This is a genomic window from Erythrobacter sp. F6033 (genome assembly GCF_023016005.1).
Taxonomy (GTDB): domain Bacteria; phylum Pseudomonadota; class Alphaproteobacteria; order Sphingomonadales; family Sphingomonadaceae; genus Erythrobacter.
In genome coordinates this window covers 872,402-893,353 of record NZ_JALKAZ010000001.1, presented here as the reverse complement: position 1 = coordinate 893,353, position 20,952 = coordinate 872,402, and the positions used below count along the sequence as shown (strand labels likewise).

Genomic DNA, 20,952 nt, shown 5'->3' with positions numbered 1-20,952 from the left:
GCCTGTGATACTCATCTCCTTACAAGTATTGGGGGATACTATCATGACACTATCTCAACGCATTGGAATAACACTTGCCGCAGGTTGCGTGACAATATTGTCAGCTTGTAGCGAAGCGCCGCAAGATGCCGAGGGAGAAGCCCTTTTCGTAGAAGGCGAAACGGCAGGTTCAGGCACTCCGCTAACGGGGAAATTTGTTCATCTGAGCGATATTCACTTCAGCCCGTACTATAACGACAAGCATCTGATCGTTCAGAATTTGCCAGTTGAAGAGTGGAAGCAACATTTCGATGCGAGCGATAAACCCACGCTCGATCGCAAATATGACAGCAACTTTGCCTTGATGATGTCTGCGCTGAGCGAGGCCGCGGCGCAGGAGCACGATTTTGTGCTCTATACTGGTGACTATCTTGCGCATGATTTCCGCGAACATGCCGAGGCAAAAACATGGGTCAGACATCCGCGAACGTCCAAGCCGGTCGATGATCCCGTGGAATTCGCAGCGAAGACAGTCGAGTTTGTCAATCTCATGATCGAAGAGAGTTTTCCCGACACTCCGATAGTCGCGGCGCTGGGCAACAATGATGCGGGCTGCGGCGACTATAACCTGCGGGTGGGAGGAGAATTTCTCAAAGATCTGGGTCCGGATATGCCGACCCTTACAGAATCCGAAGCGAAGGATTTCGTCAATTCAGGGTTTTACAGCGTGACGCACCCGACAGTGCCAGACACCGACTTCCTCGTCCTCGGGACGTTTTGGTCCCATTCTTTTCCTGACACAGGTCGTGGATGCGGCAACATGCCCGATGATCCGGGAACAGCGCAGAAAAACTGGCTCACAAAAACCCTATCACCCGCTGATGAGGACGCCGCGAAACGCAACGCGATTTTGCTCATGCATATTCCACCTGGAATTGATGGCTATAGCGGCGGCAAACAATGGCATGACCGTTTTGAAAGCGCCTTTGAAACGACTGTGCCCAGGGCCACGCGGCCAATCGTCGGCGCTTATGCAGGTCATACCCACATGGATGAGATGCGAGTCCTTTCCAACGAGGGGGGAGCCTATCTTGCCGTCCGGGTCGCGCCATCTGTTACGACATATAACGGAAATCTGCCCTCATTCACCGTCGCCAATTATGACACCTCGACCGGGGCGATGACCGATTATGAAGTGCACAGCTATCGTCCCGACAGCAGCGGGGGTAATTCTTGGCAAAGCGAATACCGTTTCAGCCAAGCGTACAAGTTGAACGGCTTTACGCCCGCAAATATCGGCACAATCGCCGCTCGCATTCAGGATAACGATGACACTTCCGGTGCGCGTGCGGCGTACCTGCAATATTACAGCGCCAAAGACCGCCAGAGCGGTGGGTCAAACTGGAAGCAGATCATCTGCGCGACATCACACACCGACGCCCAAAAATTCTGGGACTGCGTGGGCGATGTGCATCGATGATCCGAAAACCGCGAGACGATAAAAAAGGGGCCGCTCCATCGCTGGAGCGGCCCCTTTTGAATTCGGTTGAAAGCGCAGCTTAGCCGACGATTTCGTCTGCCGAGAAGAAGAAGTCGATTTCGATCTTCGCGTTTTCTTCGCTGTCGCTGCCGTGTACGGTGTTTTCACCGATCGAAAGCGCCAGTTCCTTACGAATGGTGCCTTCGGCAGCGTCCGCAGGGTTGGTCGCGCCCATGATGTCGCGGTTGCGGGTTACGGCGTCTTCACCTTCAAGAACCTGCACAACAACTGGCTCGCTCATCATGAAGTCGACGAGCTCACCGAAGAACGGACGCTCTGAGTGGACAGCGTAAAAGCCTTCGGCTTGCTCGCGAGTCATGTGAATACGCTTGGAAGCGACGACACGAAGGCCGGCTTCTTCGAGCATTTTGGTGACGGCACCGGTCAGGTTACGCTTTGTCGCGTCAGGCTTGATGATCGAAAAGGTGCGGGTAACCGCCATGATGAATTCCTTATAGAAAAATGCGTAGTGAAACGCGCGGGGGTGCGCTTAATGATTTCCGGCGCGCGCTTAGCCGCGCTGGCACGCCAGTTCAAGCTTTTGATATGGGGTTAGGGGGTGATCTCGCCAAGGCCCGTCGTCAATTGAGCGAGCGTCTTGCCTTCTTCGGCCGAAGTGCTGAGCGTGAAAACGCCGCCATTCTTGCTCTCACCGGTGATAAGCTGGCCGCCATTCATGCTGGCATCAACCGCGATTTTGAAGCCTGCTTCACTCGCGGCATCGCGATAGAATTGCGCGATTTGCTCGCTGCTGTCTTCGCTCTCAAAAGACAGCAGGACAACCTGTCCGCCGCCGCCCTCTTGTTCAAAACGACTGTTCGAGGTGACCGTTGCGCCGGGATAAAGGCTGAAGCCTGGCGGCAGATCAACCGGCACATCGGCCCCTGATCTGAATGTCGCCGTGCCATCCTCGGTCTGGACCGTGGCAGTAGTCTCGCCAGATTCAGCATCGATGCTGTATTCGCCTTCGTCGGCTGAAACCGTCTCGGAATTGTCCGATCCGCACGCGGTCAGCATCGCAGCGGCTGCTAGTGGTGCAATCATCTTACGCATCATCATCTCCCCAAGATCAGGCGACTTTCACCCATTTGCCGCCATCCTGACGGAAAAAGGAGCGTTCAAGGCCATCGATACCGTCAAGCGAACGCCACGTGGCACGCGCCGCCTCCAGACTTGCATCATCAAACAGCAGGAATGTGCGCGCGAAACCTTCCGCCTCACGATATTCGCCATCGGCATAGATGATGTGGCTCGCAGAATTCGCAGCCTCGGTTTTATCAGAAAGCAATATAGGCTGGCGATCATCCCCGTCGCTGCCCGCTTCGCCATTGGCAAGAAACGCGGTCGACCCGCGCTTCCACAGAGCCTTGGAAATCGCCTCACGCTGTGCGGCATCCTTGCTAACGACCAGCAGCCGCTCACCGGAATCAAGCACGCGCTGCGCAATTAAAGTGCACACCGTGTCCGCAGGATCACGCGAAAGCTGCCAGAAATCGATCTTCATGGTTTGCTTTTTGAACGCCGACAGCGTTCCGAGCAATAGCGCACGCTATCCCAATCCCGTTCCCACTTCTTGCGCCAAGTGAAAGGCAAGCCGCAGGTCGCGCAAATCTTCGAAGGCAGATCCGACTTTTTACGCATTTTTCCCATCTAGGGCCTCATGCGCCGGCGTTCGCATCCGCTCACTTGGCTTCCTCGCATAAGCTCGGGCGGGCGGTCGCCCTTGCGGCCTTGCAGGCCGAAATGCACGACCGCGCGCATTCTTACTCCGCCACGTCTTTTACAAAGCGGTCGAGCAAGCGCGCGCCGTACCCAGTTGCGCCTTTGTCCCATGTGTGGCCCGGCTTGTCAGAGAACACCATGCCCGCAATGTCGAGGTGCGCCCAAGGGGTGCCCTTTTTGATAAAGCGGTGCAGGAATTGCGCGGCCGTGATCGAACCCGCCGGACGCGGGCCGACGTTTTTGATGTCGGCAATCGGGCTGTCGATGAGCTTATCGTAAGCAGGGCCAATCGGCAGACGCCACAGCTTGTCACCGGTGGCAAAGCCCGCTTCGCTCAACTGCTCGGCCAGCGTATCGTCGTTCGAGAACAAGCCGCCATGCTCATGACCAAGCGCGATGATCATCGCCCCCGTCAACGTAGCGAGATCGACAATACGCGCAGGATTATACTCTTCCTGTGCCCAATGCAGCGCATCACAGAGGACCAAGCGCCCTTCAGCATCGGTGTTGAGCACTTCGACCGTCTGACCGCTCATTGTGGTAACAACATCGCCGGGACGCTGCGCATTGCCATCGGGCATGTTCTCGACAAGGCCCATAACGCCGACGACGTTGGCCTTTGCCTTGCGCGAAACGATGGAAAGCATTCCGCCTGCAACCGCGCCTGCGCCGCCCATATCCCACTTCATATCTTCCATACCGGGAGGCGGTTTCAACGAAATGCCGCCAGTGTCGAACGTAACACCCTTGCCGACCAGTACAGTCGGTTTTTCGTCGCCGCCGCCGTTCCAGCGGATCGCCAGAATACGCGATTCCCGTACCGAGCCCTGCCCGACACCGAGCAATGCGCCCATGCCAAGCTCTTCCATAGCGGCTTCGTCGAGCACGGAGATTTCAGCGCCAGTGCCTTCAAAGGCTTCGCGGCAACGCTCTACGAAGCTTTCGGGATACAGGATGTTTGCAGGTTCAGTGATCAGGCGTTTTGTGAATTCCACACCCTTCGCAATCGCGGACTGCTCCGCCCACGCCGCTTCGGTGCCATCAGGTGCGTTGGTCACATGCACTTTCGCCAAGGTGACTTTCTTCTCTTTGGCGAGCGTGGTGCGGTATTGATCATAGTGCCACGCGCGCAGGCGCATCGCGAGGAGCGCGGCAGCGGCTTCATCAGCCGAAAGATCAGCATGCCCAAGGTCGACAACCATTTCGGTCTCGCCCGAGCGCAGATATTTCGCGACGAGCGCAGCGCCCGCTTTTTCGACATTCAATCCGCGCTTTGCAGAGTCGGTCTCACCCGCACCAGCCAATGCGATCCGGCGAACACTTCCGCCTGCCGTTACAAATGTCTCAAACGTCTGTCCTGTCCGGCCATTAAAGCGCGAAGCCTTGGCACCGTCGACAACCGCGGCATCAAGATCAGTCATGCCCGATGAGTGATTTACGATCCGCGCAGATAGGCGCACATCGGAAGGCGCAGTGTCGGTGAAATGGATTTGCATGGGGTCTCCCGCGATCTGTCTATATTAAGGTTGGCCTGATTATGGCGTTCTGGCCGATCAATTTCCCAACGAGTGGGGCGGTTTATCGGTCCCGGTGCACCGGCCCTTGAATGGCGATTGCGATTAAGCGCGAGCGGTGCAATAGGCAAGACATCTCACCCGAACGCTGTTTTCTCGGGTCAATAATTGCACGCTGGAAAGGCACAAGGTTGGTCACGCTCGGCACATATTTGCACAGCAAGGCAAGCCAGATTGCGCTAGCGGCAGTCTGGTCCGGCGCGCTTATCCTGTCGGCGCCAGCCACTGCCCAAGATCGCCCGGTCGAAAGTCCTGCAACCGAACAGCCCAAGGCAGATCCGGCTGACGACGCAGCAAAAAAATCAGACCCTACGCAATTGCTTGCCGGGGAACAGATTGAATTCGAAGCCGAACAGCTCGCCTACGACAACGAGAATGAAACGGTCGTTGCGCGCGGCGATGTTATCTTACGCAGCGATGAAGGCTCCGTTCGCGCTGATCAGGTTTTGTGGAACCGCAAGACAGGCCAAATTCTCGCAAGCGGCAGAATTCGTTTCGTCGATGATCGCGGCAACCAGCTCTACACCGAAAGCCTTGAGCTGAACGACAAATTTGAAGCGGGCGCGATGGAAGAATTGCTCGTCGCCTTGCGCGCGGGCGGAAGATTGGCCGCCCGCTCCGGTGGACGCGGAGAGGATGGCACCGTCGTGCTTACCGATGCCGCCTACACCGCATGCGCTGTTACCGGCGAAGACGGCTGTGCAAAGGATCCCAGCTGGCGCGTTACTGCAGACCGCGTGACGTTTGACCCCAGCGAGAACCGCGTGACTTTTAAAGGCGCGGTGCTGGAATTGTTCGGCGCGCGTATCTTGCCCTTGCCCGGGCTTTCTCTGCGTACAGATGGCAACGCCGAATCCGGATTCCTCGTGCCAGATTTGCGGATTTCGGGCGTAAATGGGCTGGAGCTTTCAGGCGATTATTACTGGCGGCTGTCCAACAATCAGGATTTGCGACTGGGTGCCTCCGTCTTCACCGACGTTGCCCCAATGGCGCGCGCGCAGTGGCGTCATCTGACCGAAAAAGGCGCCTATCAGGTGACCGGTTATGCCACCGTGTCCAGCCGCGTCGCCGACTTTACGGGCGTGCCAACGACGACAAGCGATCCGCGCGGCTATCTGTTCGCCAACGGCAAGTTTCAGTTCACGCCGGAATGGAGCCTGACGGGCTCTGTCCGCGTGGCCAGCGACCGCACATTCCTGCGCCGGTACGACCTTAGCCGTGATGACCGTTTGCGTTCGACCGTCAATCTGGAACGAATTGACGAGGATTCGTATTTTTCATTGGCCGGTTGGGCCACGCAAACGCTGCGGATCAACGCCGAACAGGGACAAATCCCTGTGGCGATCCCTGCACTCGATTACCGCAAACTGATTGATACCCCCGTTGTCGGCGGCAAATTGCAGTTGCAAGCCAACACGCTTGGACTGATCCGCACCGATGGGCAGGACACACAGCGCGCATTCGCCGGAGCGCGCTGGGATTTGCGCAAAGTGACAGACTTTGGCCAAGTGGTGACGCTTACCGGCTTGGTACGCGGTGATATTTATCACACGGATAACACACTCGCGACACTGACAGAGAGTTATCGCGGTGATGAAGGTTGGACAGGCCGCGGCATCGCCACCGCAGCAATCGATATCGAATGGCCGTTTGCTGGCGAGGCATTTGGTGGCACGCAAGTGCTGACCCCGCGCGTTCAGATCGTCGCCAGCCCCAAAGTTCGCAACCTCGGCATCCCGAATGAAGATGCGCGCGCAATCGATTTGGAAGATTCCAACTTGTTTGCGCTGAACCGTTTTCCGGGATACGACCGGGTCGAAGATGGTGCGCGTGTGACCTGGGGCATCGACTGGTCCCTCGCCAAGCCTGGTTGGGACGTCAAAACCACCGTGGGCCAATCCTACCGGCTTGACGCACAGCGCGATGTCTTCCCGGATGGTACTGGTCTTTCAGACAAAGTTTCCGACTTTGTAGGCCGCACCGAAGTTCGCTATCGCGATTTCCTCCAATTCACGCATCGCTTCCGCTTGGACAAAGACAATCTGGCGGTTCGCCGGAATGAAATCGATGCGACGATCGGCTCCCGAAAAACCTATCTCGAACTTGGCTATTTGCGTCTCAACCGCGATATTCAGGAAGTCGAGGATTTGCAGGATCGCGAAGAATTTCGCGTCGCTGCGCGCGTCGCATTCGGTCCGCATTGGTCGGCCTTTGGCTCAGGGGTTTTCAACCTCACCGGGGCCGACGAAGATCCAACATTCGCGCCCGACGGTTTTGAACCGATCCGTACCCGCCTTGGCATCGCTTATCAGGATGATTGCATCGATATGGGGCTTACTTGGCGCCGCGACTTTATCACAGCCGGCGATGCCGAGCGCGGAAACACGTTCCAGCTGTTCTTCGCGCTAAGAAACCTCGGTTTCCAGTAGATCAGGCGCGCATTGCCGGAGAATGGCGCGCATGCCTAATGATGGTATCAGGGCAAAGCGGCTCATCGCGAATTGGCAGCGCGTCAAAAAGACGTTAAGGGCGCTGTCTAACAGGCCAAAGAGCTACTCAGCCTCCGTTAAGCCAAGCGAGGGCATAGCTGGGAAAAGAAGCGCGAGAGGGGCCGCGCGAACACACCAAATCGCTAGTCTTATGCGACAGATTGAATCGGGATTTATTACGTGACCATGAAGGTTTTTTCGAAAAACTGTGCTGGAATTTTTGCTGCGGGCCTGATGGGATTCGCCGCTCTGCCGGCTAGCGCCCAAGATACGGCACAGCCCATTGCAGCCGACCCTTTCAACTTCCCCGATAACTTCGACATTTTCGGTACGGAGGAAGTTGGCGAACGTTCGGCAACCGCTGTGGTCAATGGCCATGTTATCACGCGAACAGACATCAATCAGCGCGTCGCGTTGTTAACCTCGGCTTCGCAAAACCAATTTTCCGAAGACGATCTCAAGCGTTTGCGGGTGCAAATCCTTCGCAATCTGATCGATGAAACGCTGAAAATTCAGGCGGCTCAGGCGATTGAATTACCGGCGAGCCGTGCTGAAGTTGAGCAAACATACCAACAGCTCGCCGTGCAGAACTTCGGTCAGAATCCTGAGCGAATGGCTGAATACCTGAACTCGATCGGCTCCTCGCCTGCTGCGCTTAAGCGTCAGATCGAAGGCGAGATTGCATGGGAAAACCTGCTGCGCCGGAACATCACTCCGTTCGTCAACGTATCCGCTGAAGAGGTGAATGACGTTCTGAGACGGATGGAAGAAGCGCGCGGAACCGACGAGTATCGTCTGAGTGAAATCTATGTGAACGCGACGACAGAGAATCGGGCAACGGTTCTCGCCAATATTCAAGGGATCATGGAACAGCTGCGTCAGGGCGGCAGTTTTGCAGCCTATGCGCGGCAATACTCCGAAGCCACCACCGCTGTCGTCGGCGGCGACCTTGGCTGGATTCGCCTCCCACAGCTAAAGAACGCCTCTCTCGAAGATGCGGCGCGCAGCATGCAGCCGGGTCAACTTGTCGGGCCAATCGAAATTCCGGGCGGGTTTTCGATCCTCTATCTGACAAACAAGCGTCAGGTTTTGATGGCTGACCCGAACAACGCCGTGTTGAACCTGAAACAGATCGCGATCACTTTTGAACCTGATGTGACGCAGGCCGTTGCCGAGGCAAAGGTCGCCGAGTTCGACGCCTTTGTCCAAACTCTGCGTGGCTGCGCGGATGCTGGCCGGGCAGAAACCGAACTCGGCGCCTCAGTGGTCGAGAACAACGATATCAGCGCCAGCCGCCTGCCAGATCAGCTCCGCAATATGGTTCTGAACCTGCAGATCGGCCAAACAACGCGGCCATTCGGTACTCCGCAGGATGGCGTGCGTGTGCTTATGCTGTGTGGCCGGGATGATCCCGAGGATTCAGGTGCTCCGACTTTTGAAGAGGTGATGAATCAGCTCGAGCAAGAGCGGATCACGAAGCGCGCGCAGCGTTATCTGCGCGATCTGCGCAACGACGCCTATATCGAGACCAACTGAGCCGACGCCATGAGCACAACCCCGTTTCCGCTGGCTGTGTCGCTTGGCGACCCGGCGGGGGTCGGACCGGAGATTATCACTGCCAGCTATGCGCGGATGCGCAGCGATTGGCGTTCACAAACCTTCTTTGTCGTCGGCGGCGTAGAGGTCCTCAAGAATGCTGCGGAAGCGTGCGGTGCTGATTGCCCCGTCGTTCCTATCGCGCAGCCTGACGAAGCACCCATGGCGTTTCATGCCGGACTCCCTGTGCTCGCCGGGCTTGATGTTCCCTACACTCCCGGGAAGCCGACACGCCTTGGCGCACAATTGGCGCTGACATCGCTCGAATGGGCAACGCGATTTGCGGTTCGTGCAGAAGCATCTGGCATGGTCACTGCCCCGATCGCAAAGGCAGGCTTGATGGAGGTCGGCTTTGAATTTCCGGGTCAGACCGAATTTCTTGCCAGTGCCTGCGGACTATCGCCGGAAGATGCCGTGATGATGCTGGCGGGGCCATCGCTTCGCGCCGTGCCTTTGACTGTCCATATCGCTTTGGCGGACGTCCCGCTGAAGCTCTCTAGCGACCTCATTGCGAACAAGACACGGATCGTGGCCAAAGCTCTCCAATGGGATTTCGGCGTTGGCAACCCTCGTCTGGCGATTGCTGGGCTAAACCCGCATTCGGGCGAGAACGGCCAATTTGGCGACGAAGAAACGCGCATTATCCAACCAGCGATTGATGTTTTGCGCGGCGAAGGCTTCAATGTGACCGGCCCCGTTCCGGGTGATGCCTTGTTCACGCCGCGGATGCGCGAAACCTATGATGCGGCACTTTGTATGTATCACGATCAGGCTCTCATTCCTCTAAAGGCGCTGGAGTTTGACGAGGGCGTGAACGTGACGCTCGGCTTGCCGATTATCCGCACATCACCTGATCATGGCACTGCGTTCGACATCGCTGGCCAAGGCACGGCCGATCCAAGCGCAATGTGCGCAGCGATCCGCATGGCAGGAACGTGCGCCAAAGCGCGCGCAGCCGCGAGCGCACATGCCTGAACTACCGCCAATCCGCGAAACCATTGCGCGGCACGGCCTTTCAGCATCCAAAGCGCTTGGTCAGAATTTTCTGCTTGATGAGCAATTGCTGGACCGGATCGCTGCCCTACCCGGTGACTTAAGCGGCGCGAATGTTCTCGAAGTCGGCCCCGGACCGGGCGGCTTAACCCGCGCGCTCTTGCGTGCGGGCGCCAATGTGACCGCCATCGAAATGGACGAACGCTGCCTGCCAGCGCTCGCTGAATTATCGGACGCATTCCCAGGTCAGCTCACTGTCATCCAAGGCGACGCGATGAAGCTGGATCACGGTGAAATTATGGGCGGCGAGCCATTTCACGTGCTGTCCAACCTGCCATACAATGTCGGCACCGCCTTGTTTGTGAAATGGCTTGGCGGGGCCGATTGGCCGCCAATGTGGCAGTCCCTTACGCTGATGTTTCAACGCGAAGTGGCCGAGCGGATCGTCTCCAAAGAAGGCGGCAGCGCCTACGGCCGTCTCGCAGTGCTCGCCCAATGGCGCAGCAGCGCCAAACTAGCGATGAAGGTCCACCGCAGCGCCTTCACTCCTCCGCCAAAAGTGATGAGCGCCATTGTGCATGTCACACCTAAAGAAGCACCGGAAGGCGTCTCGGCGCGGACACTCGAACGCCTTACCGAAGCCGCCTTCGGACAGCGCCGAAAAATGCTGCGCCAAAGCCTGAAAGGCGTGCCCGGTGCGCTGGATGCGCTTGCGAAAGTCGGCATCGATGAAACCCGGCGCGCAGAAACTGTGAGCGTGGCGGAATTTGTCGCGCTTGCTAAGACACTTGCCTGAGCAACTTGGCGCAGGGACTTGATTTGCGGGTGTAATCGAAACCCCATGTCCGGCTGCCCTCCGCATCGATGTGGAACCGGCCCGCTGTGTTTCGCGGTTTGTCGTCGGGATCAAAATACGCCCCAAGGCCCATCTTAGTCCTAGCTCCAACCCGCCGTTGCAACTTGCACAGACTGGTGAACAGCTTGGTGCGATCCTGCTGTCTTTCGGTGACCAGATCGAGAGCACGGAATTGCAAATGCTTGCTACGCGAGGCGCCATTTACACATGCATTAATCTCTGGCGTACGCGAAGCCGAGACCACATCAACCGTCCCAACAACTGGCACAACCTCATCTCGAATGAGCAACAGCGCAGGTACGATGCTCGGCCAGTGTTTGCGAGGCGGCACCGCGAAGAAATCTGTCCCGCACCGTTTCGCATATTGCCCATCGATCCGCCAAAGCTGCCACGCAGGCACGACGTTGTTCACGCCGCGTTTGCGCAGAAATGCTTCAAATGCCTGATAGTGGTCCAAGCGGTCTGACTTCACATTCACCCATTTGTGAAACGCGTTCGATGATGAAGGATCCAAGGCATCCTCACCGGCAAAGGTCGCGCTGCCCAGCAGGAAAAAGCAAGCAAATGTGGCGAAGACTCTGCGCATGCACGCAATTGTACTCAACCGCGATCGATAGCCAAGCGTTGATGCGTTGTGACGCTGCGCTGCGATCCGACGATGGCAACGCAGTCTTAGGAAATTGCCCCTATCCCCACGCCATTGTCGCCGTGATGGAAGGAAAACCAATGTTCGGTTTCAACAAGAAAAAACCAATGATTGAAGGCCCGGTAACATTCGAAGCAGAGGTCGATATCGAGCGCTCTTGTGCGGATGTATTCCCCCTGATCGACATTTCCGATCCGCGCTTTGCCCATATCGCGCGCGGCGCGAATGTCGCAAAAGTCGAAGGCGAAACAGATCGCTACGCCCTCACGATGGACGAACTGGAAGGCGTTAGCTTTCAATTCACAGTTCTGGAACGCGTCGAAGGTGAACGTCACAAAGTTGAATGCGTTATCCAACCACGCATCAACGACTTACTCCTGTCAGTCGAAGAACACTTCGTCGTGCCGACCGGTGAGAACGCTTGCCGCGTTAAACTGATCACCACAGCCACTTTCGATCCAAGCCTTTCGGATGAAGAGGTCGCTGGCGAAATCGCAATGATGAGCGCCGCCGTTGAAGACGATCTATTCAAGCTGAAATTGCAAGCCGAAGAAGGCCCAGAAGCTGTCGCGGCGCTCGATGAAGGTGGATTCGATATTGAGCTTGATTTGGGTGACCTCGATATCGATTGGGACGATATCGAACCGGAACAATAGCCCCCGATCCCGCCTACTGTTTCTTCACCTGTCGCCAAGCATGCAGCAGCGGCTCTGTATAGCCGCTGGGCTGCTTCACGCCTTTGAAGATCAGGTCTTTTGCCGCGCTGAATGCGGGTGCATTTTCATAGCCCGTTAGCGGGATATAGGTCGGATCATCCGCGTTTTGCGCATCAACCTTGGCCGCCATACGGGTGAGGCTATCCATCACTTGTGCCTCGCTCACCACCCCATGCAACAGCCAGTTGGCGATATGTTGGGACGAGATGCGCAGTGTTGCGCGATCTTCCATCAGGCCGACATCATTGATGTCAGGCACTTTGGAGCAACCCACCCCGGCATCGACCCAGCGCACGACATAGCCAAGCAAGCCCTGGCAATTGTTGTCCAGTTCGTCGCGCAGTTCCTCTTCCGGCCAATTGGTGTTTTCGGCGAGTGGGATACTGAGCAGCGCATCAAGGCCAGCGGGCTCCGGCAGGCTCTTTTGAATGTCGAACACGTTTTCCTGATGATAATGCAGCGCGTGAAGTGTCGCCGCCGTTGGCGAAGGCACCCATGCAGTGTTCGCGCCAGCGCGCAGATGACCGATCTTTTCGACCATCATTTGCCTCATCAGATCAGGCGCGGCCCACATGCCTTTGCCGATTTGCGCCACACCGGACAGCCCGTGTTTGAGGCCAATCGCGACATTGCGCGCTTCGTATGACTTCAGCCAATCAGAGCCCTTCATTGCGCCTTTGCGCATCATTGGTCCTGCTTGCATCGAAGTGTGAATTTCATCGCCGGTCCGATCAAGGAAGCCGGTGTTGATGAACACGATCCGGTCTTTCACAGCATGGATACACGCGCCCAAATTGGCGCTTGTGCGGCGCTCTTCGTCCATCACGCCAACCTTGATCGTGTGGCGCGGCAGTCCAAGCAGATCTTCAACCGCATCGAACAGATCATTGGTGAAAGCGCACTCTTCGGGTCCGTGCATTTTGGGCTTTACGATATAGATGCTGCCCGCTTTGGAATTGCCAAATTTGGCACGTCCCTCAACATCAATAGTGCTGATCGCGCTGGTGAATACCGCATCCATGATTCCTTCGGGAATCTCGCGTCCACCGGCCAGCTTGATCGCCGGATTGGTCATAAGATGACCGACATTGCGGACAAACATCAGGCTGCGACCAGACAGACTGTGCTCGTGCCCCGCGCCGTCTTTATAGGTCTTGTCACTATTGAGCTGGCGGGTGAGCGTTTTGCCACCTTTATCGAAGCTCTCCTGCAAATCGCCGCGGATGATGCCGAGCCAATTTGTGTAGGCCAGCAATTTATCCTCGGCATCAACCGCAGCAACCGAGTCTTCGCAATCGGCAATCGTCGTCAACGCAGCTTCGACATTGATGTCTGCGATGCCTGCCCTGTCATCTTTGCCGACAGGTAGATCGCGGTCAAAAACAACTTCGATGTGCAAGCCATTGTTGCGGAACAGCAGGCCGTTTTCCGTAAAGCCAACCCACTGGCTCTCATCCTGCAACTTGCCGTCATGCTCATCTTTAAGATCAGCCCAGCTCTGATCGACCAGTGGCAATGCCTGATCCAGAAATTCACGCCCACGCGCAATCACAGCATCGCCGCGCGCTTTGTCATATCCGCCCGACTGGGCAGGCGGCGCATCCAGCGCGTCGGTGCCGTAAAATGCATCATACAGGCTGCCCCAACGTGCATTGGCGGCGTTGAGCAGAAAACGCGCATTCAGGATCGGCACGACAAGCTGAGGCCCCGCCATCGTCGCGATTTCGGGATCGACATTCTGCGTGCCGATGGTGAAATCCTCAGGCTCGGGAACGAGGTACCCGATACTCTCCAGAAACGCGCGGTACTCGGCCGCATCATGCGGCTTTCCGCGCCGATCAATGTGCCAGTTATCGATTTGTGACTGCAGCTCAATGCGTTTTGCAAGCAACGATCGATTGCGCGGTGCGAAGTCTGCACACAGAGCAGCAAACCCATTCCAGAACGCATCCACGTCCCGCCCCAAAGGGGTCAGAACCTGCGTTTCGAGAAAAGTCGCCAACCGATCATCAATCGAAAGGCCTGCACGGGTGGTCATGTTGCTCATTATGGTCCTCTAGACTCCTGAAAAGGGTCCTGGGGAGGAGGACAAGATGCGATATGGCCAATTCACAGGTCGATTGCAACGGGTTGGACAGGTCCAATTCCCCCGCTAGAGGTAGTCACATATGAAACCTGAAATTCTCGATCAAATTGACGCTACTGCAATGCTGAATGACGTGCAGGCGTGGTGCGCAATCAACACCGGTACGGGCAATCTGGAGGGTTTGAAAAAACAAGCCGATATGCTCGCAGATGCGTTTTCCGTGCTGCCCGGCGAGATTGAATTGGTCGATCCAGCACCCGTCACAGGAATCGCCGCCGATGGCGAAGAATTTGCAATTGGGAATGGTCAACATCTGATCGTCCGCGTCCGCCCGACGGCCAATCGGCGCCTGCTCTTCACGGGGCATATGGACACGGTCTTTTCCAAAGATCATCCGTTTCAGGATCAAACTTGGCTCGAATATGATGTTCTGAACGGGCCGGGCGTGGCCGATATGAAGGGTGGTATCGCCATTATCCTGCACGCGCTGAAAGCATTTGAAACGAGCGGGAAAGCATCGTCCCTTGGCTATGACATTCTGATCAATTCAGACGAAGAAACCGGATCACTCGGCAGTTCGGCTTTGATAGCGGAAATGGCTCGCGGGAAACTCGCTGCGCTTACTTATGAACCTGCTGCACTGCCCGATGGAACGCTCGCCCATGCACGCGGGGGCACGGGCAATTATTCGATCACAATCAAAGGCAAATCAGCCCATGCTGGACGGAATCCGCATGAAGGGCGCAATGCTCTCGTCGCGGCGGCTGATCTAATCTTGCGCCTTAAAGGCATGGAGCGCGAAGACATCTCTGTGAACCCTGCCAAGCTCGAAGGCGGCGGGCCCAACAATGTGGTGCCGGATCACGTCGTTTTGCGCTTCAATATTCGCCCCAAATCAACCGAGGCGATGGAAGGTTTTGACAGCGCGCTCAACAGCTTGCTCGCAGAGATTGAAACCACGCACGAAGTCACCGCACATCGCCACGGCGGTGTCACTCGCCCTCCGAAACCAGTCGATGAGAACGCTCAGCGGCTGTTCGAACTGGTCAAGGAATGCGGCGATGAGCTGGGCCAACATATCGCCTGGAAATCAACCGGCGGCGTGTGCGATGGCAACAACATTGCCGCCTGCGGCGTACCAGTTGTCGATACGATGGGCGTGCGCGGCGGGTCCATCCATTCCGCCGACGAATTCCTGATCGTGCCCAGCCTGAAAGAGCGCGCCGCGCTGTCTGCCCTAGTCCTTTCGCGCATCGCCGACGGTGCGCTTGCCGGAGATGTGAATTGACCTTTCGCCTGCGCGCTGCGCGCCCTGCCGACCTTGAGCATCTGTATGAGATGGCGAAGCTGACTGGAGGCGGATTTACCAATCTCCCGCCAGACCGCTCTGCTTTGGGTTCAAAACTGGAACGCGCGGCAGAAGCCTTTGCCAACACTGGCGATGAAGTGGTGGATGAGCAATTCGTGCTGGTGCTGGAAAATCTCCAGACAAAGAAAATCGCGGGCACATGCCAGTTGATGACGAAAGTCGGGCAGAAATGGCCGTTCTATTCCTATCGCCTCAACACGCTGACGCAGTATTCCGAGGAATTGGACCGCACAGTTCGCGCCGAATTGCTCAGCCTCGTCACCGATCTCGAAGGGTCGAGCGAGGTTGGCGGCTTGTTCTTGCATCCAAATAACCGCGCAGGCGGCCTAGGGCTGCTGCTCGCCCGCAGCCGGTATCTGTTCGTCGCGATGCACCGCAAACGCTTTGCCGATCGCATTCTGGCCGAACTGCGCGGGATTATTGACGAGCGCGGCGGATCGCCGTTTTGGGATGGTGTTGCGGGCCGTTTCTTCGGCATGAGTTTTCAGGACGCGGATTACTTCAACGCGATCAACGGCAACCAGTTTATCGCCGATCTGATGCCCAAGCACCCGGTCTATGTCGCGATGCTATCCGATGACGCCAAAAGCGTGATTGGCGTGCCTCACCCGACAGGCCGCGCAGCCATGCGGATGCTCGAAAACGAAGGTTTCCATTACGAAGGCTATGTCGACATTTTCGACGCCGGCCCAAGCATGGTGGCTCGCACGGATGACGTCACCAGCGTGAAGAACAGCAAAGAGGCAAAGGTTGCCGACGTCGATCTGCTCGAAGGGGAACGCGCGATCCTTGCCACCGGTCGCCTTGAGACATTCCGCGCCTGCTATGGTGCAAGGCACTTCAATGAGGACGGTACGATTGCAATTGATTCGGCCGCTGCCGATGCTCTCGATGTGGGCAAAGGTGATACGGTATGGAGCGTTGCGCGATGAGCAGCCTAACAGAAATCAACTTCGACGGAATCGTTGGCCCATCACACAATTATGCCGGCCTCAGCCTCGGCAATATCGCGAGCGCCAGCCACAAAGGCGATCCGTCCTATCCGAAAGCCGCCGCGCTTCAGGGTGTGGCCAAGATGCGCGGCAATCTCGCGCGGCTTGGCGTGCAGGGATTTTTGCTGCCGCTGCCCCGCCCCAATAACGCGCTGGCAGCCTCGCTCGCCTATGACGGATCGGAGCCCGCTGCATTGCGCGCTGCGCCGTGGTCAGCTTCCAGCATGTGGACGGCCAATGCTGCCACAGTCAGCCCTGCCCCGGATACCAAAGACGGCAAGTGTCACCTGACACCAGCGAATCTCGTCACAATGCTGCACCGCGCGCAGGAATGGCCGGATACCAAGCGCATGCTTGAAGTCGTCTTTGGCAATCGCGATCACTTCACCGTCCATGGCATTGCGCCCATGACATTCGGCGATGAAGGCGCGGCCAATCATATGCGCCTGTGCGAAGGACATGGCAGCGCAGGCGTGGAAGTGTTCGTATATGGCCGACCCGGCGGGAAATTCCCCGCACGCCAGCACGAACAATCCAGCCGCCTTGTCGCGCGGCAACACGGCCTCGACCCTGCGAAGTGCGTGTTTATCGAACAGAACCCCGCCGCGATTGAAGCAGGCGCTTTCCATAATGATGTCGTATCTGTCGCGAACGAGCGGGTCCTATTCACCCATGCCGAAGCTTTCGCCGATCAAGCAGGCGCATATGAAGCGATCCGCAGCGCTTTCCCCGCTCTCGAAGTGGTCGAAGTGCCATCCGATGCAGTTTCCATCGAAGAAGCGATCCGCACCTATCTGTTCAACGCGCAGCTGGTGACGCAACCGGACGGAACCATGGCTCTGATCGTGCCCGAAGAATGCCGCGAAAGCGGCAGCGTTTGGGCCTATTGCGAGCGGATGATGGCCGGAAACGGTCCTATAAAGCACGTCGTCCCCGTGGATGTACGCCAAAGCATGGCCAATGGCGGCGGGCCCGCCTGCCTTCGCTTGCGCGTCGTGTGCGATCCGGAGGCCGTCGATCCGCGCTTCATGCTGGACGAGGCGAAAGCCGACTTGCTCGAATCGACGATTGCCGCGCATTATCCCGAACAAATCGATCCGGCCGATATTGGCAAAGACAGCCTTGCGCAAACTGTGATGGCCGCACGCCAGGCTCTACTCGACGCGTTACTTATCCCTGAATTGGGTTAACGCGTTTGCGCTCCTGCGTCGGGGCTGTTTACAGTCTGTGACACGTTAACCAGTGCAACCCGCACCATTCCGGTGTTGGCACAGGTGTTGCAGTTGAAAACGTTAACAAGGGAGCGCGCATGCTAAAGAAAATCGGAAGGCTGTTTGTAATCAAGAACAGGTTCGAAGCCTTCGTGATTATCTATGCTTTGGCGCTTGGCGCGATGTCGCGCGGCGTTTCGTATCTGGAAGAATATCCGGGCAATTGGGGCTGGGCGCTTTTCTTCGCCACCAGCGGCGCGGTGTTCCTCGCCGGAGCGAAGATACTGGACGCGCTTAGAATGGAAAAAGAGCTTCAGGAATTGAGAGCGCCGAGCGAACAATCCGCCGAATAGAATTCGGTGCCTGATGACAGAGCAGGCATGATGTTTGCAGCCCGTCATTTTTCGACATAAGCACAATTTATGCTTTCACTCTGCATGACTTCGGCTTTCTGAGTGCCTTCTCCGAACCGCTTTGATACGCTCGATGCAATGCGTGGGCTCGCGGCATTCGCCGTCGTGGTCTATCATACGAGCAGGCCAAATCCGCTCGGCTACCTTGCCGTGGACCTGTTTTTCATTCTCTCAGGCTTTGTCCTCTGTCACGCCTATGGCGGTCGGATCGAGCTGGTGAACTTCATCCGAATTCGCTTGATCCGTCTTTATCCGATGTTCCTTGCCGGCGTTCTTGTCGGCCTTGCGATCAGAGGGGGTAACCCGGCATCGCTTTTGTTGGTACCCGACTGGACGAGCGAACGGCTCTACCCGATGAACACGGCCCTGTGGTCGGTCGCCTATGAATTGTTGGCGAGCATTGGGTTTGGTTTGCTGTACCGCTTCGGCTGGAAAGCGTGGCTGCCGTTTTGGGCTGGTTCCGGCCTGATCTGGTGCAGTGTCTTGGTCCAGACCGGTCAGGGTAGCCTCGGCATGACATGGGATGGGCAGGAATTCGCCCTTGCCCGTCTGACTTTCACCTTCACGACGGGAATTGCGCTTTACTGGTTATTCCAGCGGTATGGGAAACGGATCGAAAGCCATTGGGCATGGCTCGTTTGTATCGCGCCAGTGGCGCTCACATTCTGGGCTGATTTGCCGTTGGTTCTGGCACTGACAATTTTGTTGCCCGCCTGTGTTCTCGCAGGGGCAATAATCGAGCTGCCCGCCAAACGTTTTGCAAAGCTCAGCGGCGATATCAGTTACCCACTCTATGCCATCCACTTGCCGATCGTCGCGCTGTTTGGATGGATCAGTGTGCCGATCGTACTGGTCGCATCTTTCCTGTTAGACAGGTATATTGACCGGCCCGTCCGCCGCTGGTTGACTGCAAAGACTGCCCGGCTCGTAAAAGCCGCCTGACCATCGGTTCCAAAGGTCGGTTTTCCGTCCGCATCATAGCAAGACAGTTTCGATGGATTCCAGCCGATTGAAAATGTGAGAAATGCGGCCAAAGAAGAGGTGGGGTTTCTGTTGCTAGCTACCCGCATCTTTTCCAGAAGGGCGAAGACCGCTGCACCAAGAGGAGCATCTGGCTCGATTCCGCAGCAATAAGGGTGGGGGTTTCTGTTGCTAGCTACCCCCGGAGCCCCGGAATCCGTTCTGTTGCCCGGTCGGTCCAACCGCGCTTTAGCTTTGTAAGATCAGGCCGTTAGGCCGTCAGATTACGCAGCGATTGCGAGTGCTTCGTTATCGTTTGCACTTATAAAGATGAACAGTTTTACGGGGTTTTCAGCCCGGGCAAAAACTACGCTTTTCAGTCCACGTCGATCCTAGTTCGTCCCCGTCAAAATCCTCTTTTATAAGAGGGTTATGGTGGAGACGCCGGGTACTGCCCCCGGGTCCGTTGTACCTATTGCACGCAGCAATTTATCGCCATATCCCGCAAAAACGGGCAGGGCCTATATAGACCCTGCCCGCTTAATGTGAAGTGTATCGCGGTGCCGCGCGCGACCCTTAGACCGCGGCGATCACGATATTATTTTTTCAAAGCGTCACGGATTTCCGTCAACAGTTCGATCTCGGTAGGGCCTTCTGGCTCAGCCGGCGTATCTTCTGCAGGCTTTTCAAAGCTCGCCTGCGCCTTGTTGGCGTAGCGAACCAGCATGAAGATGATGAAGGCGAGGATGATGAAGTTGATAATGGTGGTCACGAATGCGCCCCAAGCGAGCACATTGGCGCCAGCTTCACGGGCCGCTTCCAATGACATGCCCGCTTCGACTTCGCCCGACAGCACGATGTATTTGCTGCTGAAATCAACATCACCAAAGATCGCACCGACCAGCGGCATGATAACATCGGCCGTCAATGACGACACGATAACGGCAAAGGCGCCTGCGATAATCACCGCGACGGCCAGTTCCATCACGTTGCCCTTGGCAATAAATTCCTTGAATTCTGTAAGCATTTCGATCCCCTAAATTGATCCCGCTCCCCTATTTTGCAGGTCAGCGCGCGAATGCCAAGCGATTGGTAACCAAGTTTACACTTCTTGAAAGCGGTTCGAGGTGTGCTATATATACAATACAGGACGTTAGCGCGGCTCTCGTAACGGACACGCTCGCGCCATTTGGAGGGACACACATGAATCTGAAGACACTTACCCGCGCTGCTTTGGTGGCAGCCGCATCGCTTTCGCTTGCCGCCTGCGGCATCAACTCGGTGCCCGCAGCCGAAGAAGAAGCCAAGGCGAAATGGGCCGATGTCGAAGCGCAGTTCCAACGCCGCGCCAACCTGATCCCCAACCTTGCCGAAGTCGCGCGCGGTGCCGCCGAAAACGAGCGCGGCATCCTCACCGAAGTGACAGAAGCCCGCGCCCGCGCAACATCGGTACAAGTCAGCGCCGATGATCTGGGTGACGAGACGAAAATGGCAGAACTGGCTCAGGCACAAGGCCAATTGAGCCAAGGTTTGGGGCGCCTGCTCGCAAGCTTTGAAGCCTATCCGACGATCCAGTCAAACCAGAACTTCCTCGCACTGCAAAGTCAGCTTGAAGGCACGGAGAACCGTATTTCGGTCGCGATCCGCGACTACAACGAAGCGGTTCGCAAATATAACACCACCATCCGGACCTTCCCCGACACGATCGGCGCGAACATCATCCACGGTGCGGACCCGCTGGTTCCATACTCGGCAGTGACCGAAGGTGCTGAAGAAGCGCCAGAGCTTGATCTGACGGCAAACTCATAAA

The 20,952-nt window shown here is 56.8% G+C and carries 20 protein-coding genes and 1 other RNA gene; 12 read left to right on the top strand and 9 right to left on the bottom strand.

Features of this window, described 5'->3' with window-relative positions:
* Positions 1 to 43: 43 nt before the first annotated feature.
* Positions 44 to 1,459: a metallophosphoesterase gene (locus MWU39_RS04155; protein WP_247158712.1), complete on the top strand. Its 1,416-nt coding sequence runs from the start codon at positions 44 to 46 to the stop codon at positions 1,457 to 1,459.
* Between the two features lie 79 nt (positions 1,460 to 1,538).
* Here the strand turns inward: MWU39_RS04155 and ndk are convergent, their stop codons facing one another.
* From ndk to MWU39_RS04130, 5 genes are all read right to left on the bottom strand, one after another.
* On the bottom strand, positions 1,539 to 1,961 hold the full coding sequence (gene ndk, locus MWU39_RS04150; RefSeq protein WP_247158711.1) for a nucleoside-diphosphate kinase: 423 nt from the start codon (positions 1,959 to 1,961) through the stop codon (positions 1,539 to 1,541).
* A gap of 110 nt (positions 1,962 to 2,071) precedes the next feature.
* Positions 2,072 to 2,572, bottom strand: a complete 501-nt coding sequence (locus tag MWU39_RS04145) for a hypothetical protein (protein WP_247158710.1) — start codon at positions 2,570 to 2,572, stop codon at positions 2,072 to 2,074.
* 16 nt (positions 2,573 to 2,588) lie between these two features.
* Positions 2,589 to 3,023 carry a DNA polymerase III subunit chi gene (locus MWU39_RS04140; protein WP_247158709.1) on the bottom strand — a complete coding sequence of 145 codons (435 nt, stop codon included), beginning with the start codon at positions 3,021 to 3,023 and terminating at the stop codon, positions 2,589 to 2,591.
* Positions 3,020 to 3,169, bottom strand: a complete 150-nt coding sequence (locus MWU39_RS04135; protein WP_247158708.1) for a DUF2256 domain-containing protein — start codon at positions 3,167 to 3,169, stop codon at positions 3,020 to 3,022. Before MWU39_RS04135 ends, MWU39_RS04140 begins: the two co-directional genes overlap by 4 nt.
* Before the next feature lie 113 nt (positions 3,170 to 3,282).
* Complete coding sequence (locus tag MWU39_RS04130) at positions 3,283 to 4,737, bottom strand: leucyl aminopeptidase (RefSeq protein WP_247158707.1); 1,455 nt, start codon at positions 4,735 to 4,737, stop codon at positions 3,283 to 3,285.
* 230 nt (positions 4,738 to 4,967) lie between these two features.
* Between MWU39_RS04130 and lptD the strand changes: the two genes are divergently transcribed.
* The 4 genes from lptD (at position 4,968) to rsmA (ending at position 10,689) form a co-directional block, all read left to right on the top strand.
* Entirely contained in the window at positions 4,968 to 7,244 is a 2,277-nt protein-coding gene (gene lptD, locus MWU39_RS04125) for an LPS assembly protein LptD (protein WP_247158706.1), read from the top strand.
* Positions 7,245 to 7,538: 294 nt separating this feature from the next.
* A complete protein-coding gene (locus MWU39_RS04120; RefSeq protein ID WP_247158705.1) occupies positions 7,539 to 8,840 on the top strand; it encodes a peptidylprolyl isomerase in 1,302 nt (433 codons plus the stop codon).
* 9 nt (positions 8,841 to 8,849) lie between these two features.
* A complete protein-coding gene (gene pdxA, locus MWU39_RS04115; RefSeq protein ID WP_247158704.1) occupies positions 8,850 to 9,875 on the top strand; it encodes a 4-hydroxythreonine-4-phosphate dehydrogenase PdxA in 1,026 nt (341 codons plus the stop codon).
* On the top strand, positions 9,868 to 10,689 hold the full coding sequence (gene rsmA / locus MWU39_RS04110) for a 16S rRNA (adenine(1518)-N(6)/adenine(1519)-N(6))-dimethyltransferase RsmA (RefSeq protein ID WP_247158703.1): 822 nt from the start codon (positions 9,868 to 9,870) through the stop codon (positions 10,687 to 10,689). Before pdxA ends, rsmA begins: the two co-directional genes overlap by 8 nt.
* Here rsmA and MWU39_RS04105 read toward each other — a convergent pair.
* Entirely contained in the window at positions 10,673 to 11,335 is a 663-nt protein-coding gene (locus MWU39_RS04105) for a D-Ala-D-Ala carboxypeptidase family metallohydrolase (protein WP_247158702.1), read from the bottom strand. The genes rsmA and MWU39_RS04105 overlap by 17 nt on opposite strands.
* A 140-nt stretch (positions 11,336 to 11,475) precedes the next feature.
* Here MWU39_RS04105 and MWU39_RS04100 point away from each other — a divergent pair, with 140 nt between their 5' ends.
* Positions 11,476 to 12,051 (top strand): hypothetical protein, encoded by a 576-nt coding sequence (locus tag MWU39_RS04100; RefSeq protein WP_247158701.1) that lies wholly within the window; start codon positions 11,476 to 11,478, stop codon positions 12,049 to 12,051.
* A gap of 13 nt (positions 12,052 to 12,064) precedes the next feature.
* Here the strand turns inward: MWU39_RS04100 and MWU39_RS04095 are convergent, their stop codons facing one another.
* Positions 12,065 to 14,158 (bottom strand): malate synthase G, encoded by a 2,094-nt coding sequence (locus MWU39_RS04095; RefSeq protein ID WP_247158700.1) that lies wholly within the window; start codon positions 14,156 to 14,158, stop codon positions 12,065 to 12,067.
* Between the two features lie 121 nt (positions 14,159 to 14,279).
* On the opposite strand from MWU39_RS04095, the gene MWU39_RS04090 reads away from it, so the two are divergent.
* The 5 genes from MWU39_RS04090 to MWU39_RS04070 all read left to right on the top strand — a co-directional run bounded on the left by MWU39_RS04090 (position 14,280) and on the right by MWU39_RS04070 (position 19,124).
* Entirely contained in the window at positions 14,280 to 15,485 is a 1,206-nt protein-coding gene (locus MWU39_RS04090) for a hydrolase (protein ID WP_247158699.1), read from the top strand.
* Positions 15,482 to 16,498 (top strand): arginine N-succinyltransferase, encoded by a 1,017-nt coding sequence (locus MWU39_RS04085; RefSeq protein ID WP_247158698.1) that lies wholly within the window; start codon positions 15,482 to 15,484, stop codon positions 16,496 to 16,498. Before MWU39_RS04090 ends, MWU39_RS04085 begins: the two co-directional genes overlap by 4 nt.
* The gene (locus tag MWU39_RS04080; protein WP_247158697.1) at positions 16,495 to 17,748 is read left to right on the top strand and encodes an N-succinylarginine dihydrolase; all 1,254 of its coding nucleotides are present in this window, start codon (positions 16,495 to 16,497) and stop codon (positions 17,746 to 17,748) included. The genes MWU39_RS04085 and MWU39_RS04080 overlap by 4 nt, the downstream gene beginning before the upstream one ends.
* 119 nt (positions 17,749 to 17,867) lie before the next feature.
* Positions 17,868 to 18,122 (top strand): hypothetical protein, encoded by a 255-nt coding sequence (locus MWU39_RS04075; protein ID WP_247158696.1) that lies wholly within the window; start codon positions 17,868 to 17,870, stop codon positions 18,120 to 18,122.
* A 102-nt stretch (positions 18,123 to 18,224) separates the two neighbouring features.
* A complete protein-coding gene (locus tag MWU39_RS04070) occupies positions 18,225 to 19,124 on the top strand; it encodes an acyltransferase (RefSeq protein ID WP_247158695.1) in 900 nt (299 codons plus the stop codon).
* Positions 19,125 to 19,352: 228 nt separating this feature from the next.
* Here MWU39_RS04070 and ssrA read toward each other — a convergent pair.
* Together ssrA and mscL are read right to left on the bottom strand one after the other, a co-directional pair.
* Positions 19,353 to 19,696, bottom strand: a transfer-messenger RNA (tmRNA) gene (gene ssrA, locus MWU39_RS04065).
* A gap of 44 nt (positions 19,697 to 19,740) precedes the next feature.
* Positions 19,741 to 20,169 carry a large conductance mechanosensitive channel protein MscL gene (gene mscL, locus MWU39_RS04060; protein ID WP_247158694.1) on the bottom strand — a complete coding sequence of 143 codons (429 nt, stop codon included), beginning with the start codon at positions 20,167 to 20,169 and terminating at the stop codon, positions 19,741 to 19,743.
* A 176-nt stretch (positions 20,170 to 20,345) separates the two neighbouring features.
* Between mscL and MWU39_RS04055 the strand changes: the two genes are divergently transcribed.
* The gene (locus MWU39_RS04055; RefSeq protein ID WP_247158693.1) at positions 20,346 to 20,951 is read left to right on the top strand and encodes a LemA family protein; all 606 of its coding nucleotides are present in this window, start codon (positions 20,346 to 20,348) and stop codon (positions 20,949 to 20,951) included.
* The last annotated feature ends 1 nt before the right edge of the window (position 20,952 follow it).

Bases quoted from the DNA above. Each gene is read 5' to 3' on its own strand.
- MWU39_RS04155 (WP_247158712.1), top strand. From the start codon at position 44: ATGACACTATCTCAACGCATTGGAATAACACTTGCCGCAGGTTGCGTG.
- ndk (WP_247158711.1), bottom strand. From the start codon at position 1,961: ATGGCGGTTACCCGCACCTTTTCGATCATCAAGCCTGACGCGACAAAG.
- MWU39_RS04145 (WP_247158710.1), bottom strand. From the start codon at position 2,572: ATGCGTAAGATGATTGCACCACTAGCAGCCGCTGCGATGCTGACCGCG.
- MWU39_RS04140 (WP_247158709.1), bottom strand. From the start codon at position 3,023: ATGAAGATCGATTTCTGGCAGCTTTCGCGTGATCCTGCGGACACGGTG.
- MWU39_RS04135 (WP_247158708.1), bottom strand. From the start codon at position 3,169: ATGGGAAAAATGCGTAAAAAGTCGGATCTGCCTTCGAAGATTTGCGCG.
- MWU39_RS04130 (WP_247158707.1), bottom strand. From the start codon at position 4,737: ATGCAAATCCATTTCACCGACACTGCGCCTTCCGATGTGCGCCTATCT.
- MWU39_RS04120 (WP_247158705.1), top strand. From the start codon at position 7,539: ATGGGATTCGCCGCTCTGCCGGCTAGCGCCCAAGATACGGCACAGCCC.
- pdxA (WP_247158704.1), top strand. From the start codon at position 8,850: ATGAGCACAACCCCGTTTCCGCTGGCTGTGTCGCTTGGCGACCCGGCG.
- rsmA (WP_247158703.1), top strand. From the start codon at position 9,868: ATGCCTGAACTACCGCCAATCCGCGAAACCATTGCGCGGCACGGCCTT.
- MWU39_RS04105 (WP_247158702.1), bottom strand. From the start codon at position 11,335: ATGCGCAGAGTCTTCGCCACATTTGCTTGCTTTTTCCTGCTGGGCAGC.
- MWU39_RS04100 (WP_247158701.1), top strand. From the start codon at position 11,476: ATGTTCGGTTTCAACAAGAAAAAACCAATGATTGAAGGCCCGGTAACA.
- MWU39_RS04095 (WP_247158700.1), bottom strand. From the start codon at position 14,158: ATGAGCAACATGACCACCCGTGCAGGCCTTTCGATTGATGATCGGTTG.
- MWU39_RS04090 (WP_247158699.1), top strand. From the start codon at position 14,280: ATGAAACCTGAAATTCTCGATCAAATTGACGCTACTGCAATGCTGAAT.
- MWU39_RS04080 (WP_247158697.1), top strand. From the start codon at position 16,495: ATGAGCAGCCTAACAGAAATCAACTTCGACGGAATCGTTGGCCCATCA.
- MWU39_RS04075 (WP_247158696.1), top strand. From the start codon at position 17,868: ATGCTAAAGAAAATCGGAAGGCTGTTTGTAATCAAGAACAGGTTCGAA.
- mscL (WP_247158694.1), bottom strand. From the start codon at position 20,169: ATGCTTACAGAATTCAAGGAATTTATTGCCAAGGGCAACGTGATGGAA.
- MWU39_RS04055 (WP_247158693.1), top strand. From the start codon at position 20,346: ATGAATCTGAAGACACTTACCCGCGCTGCTTTGGTGGCAGCCGCATCG.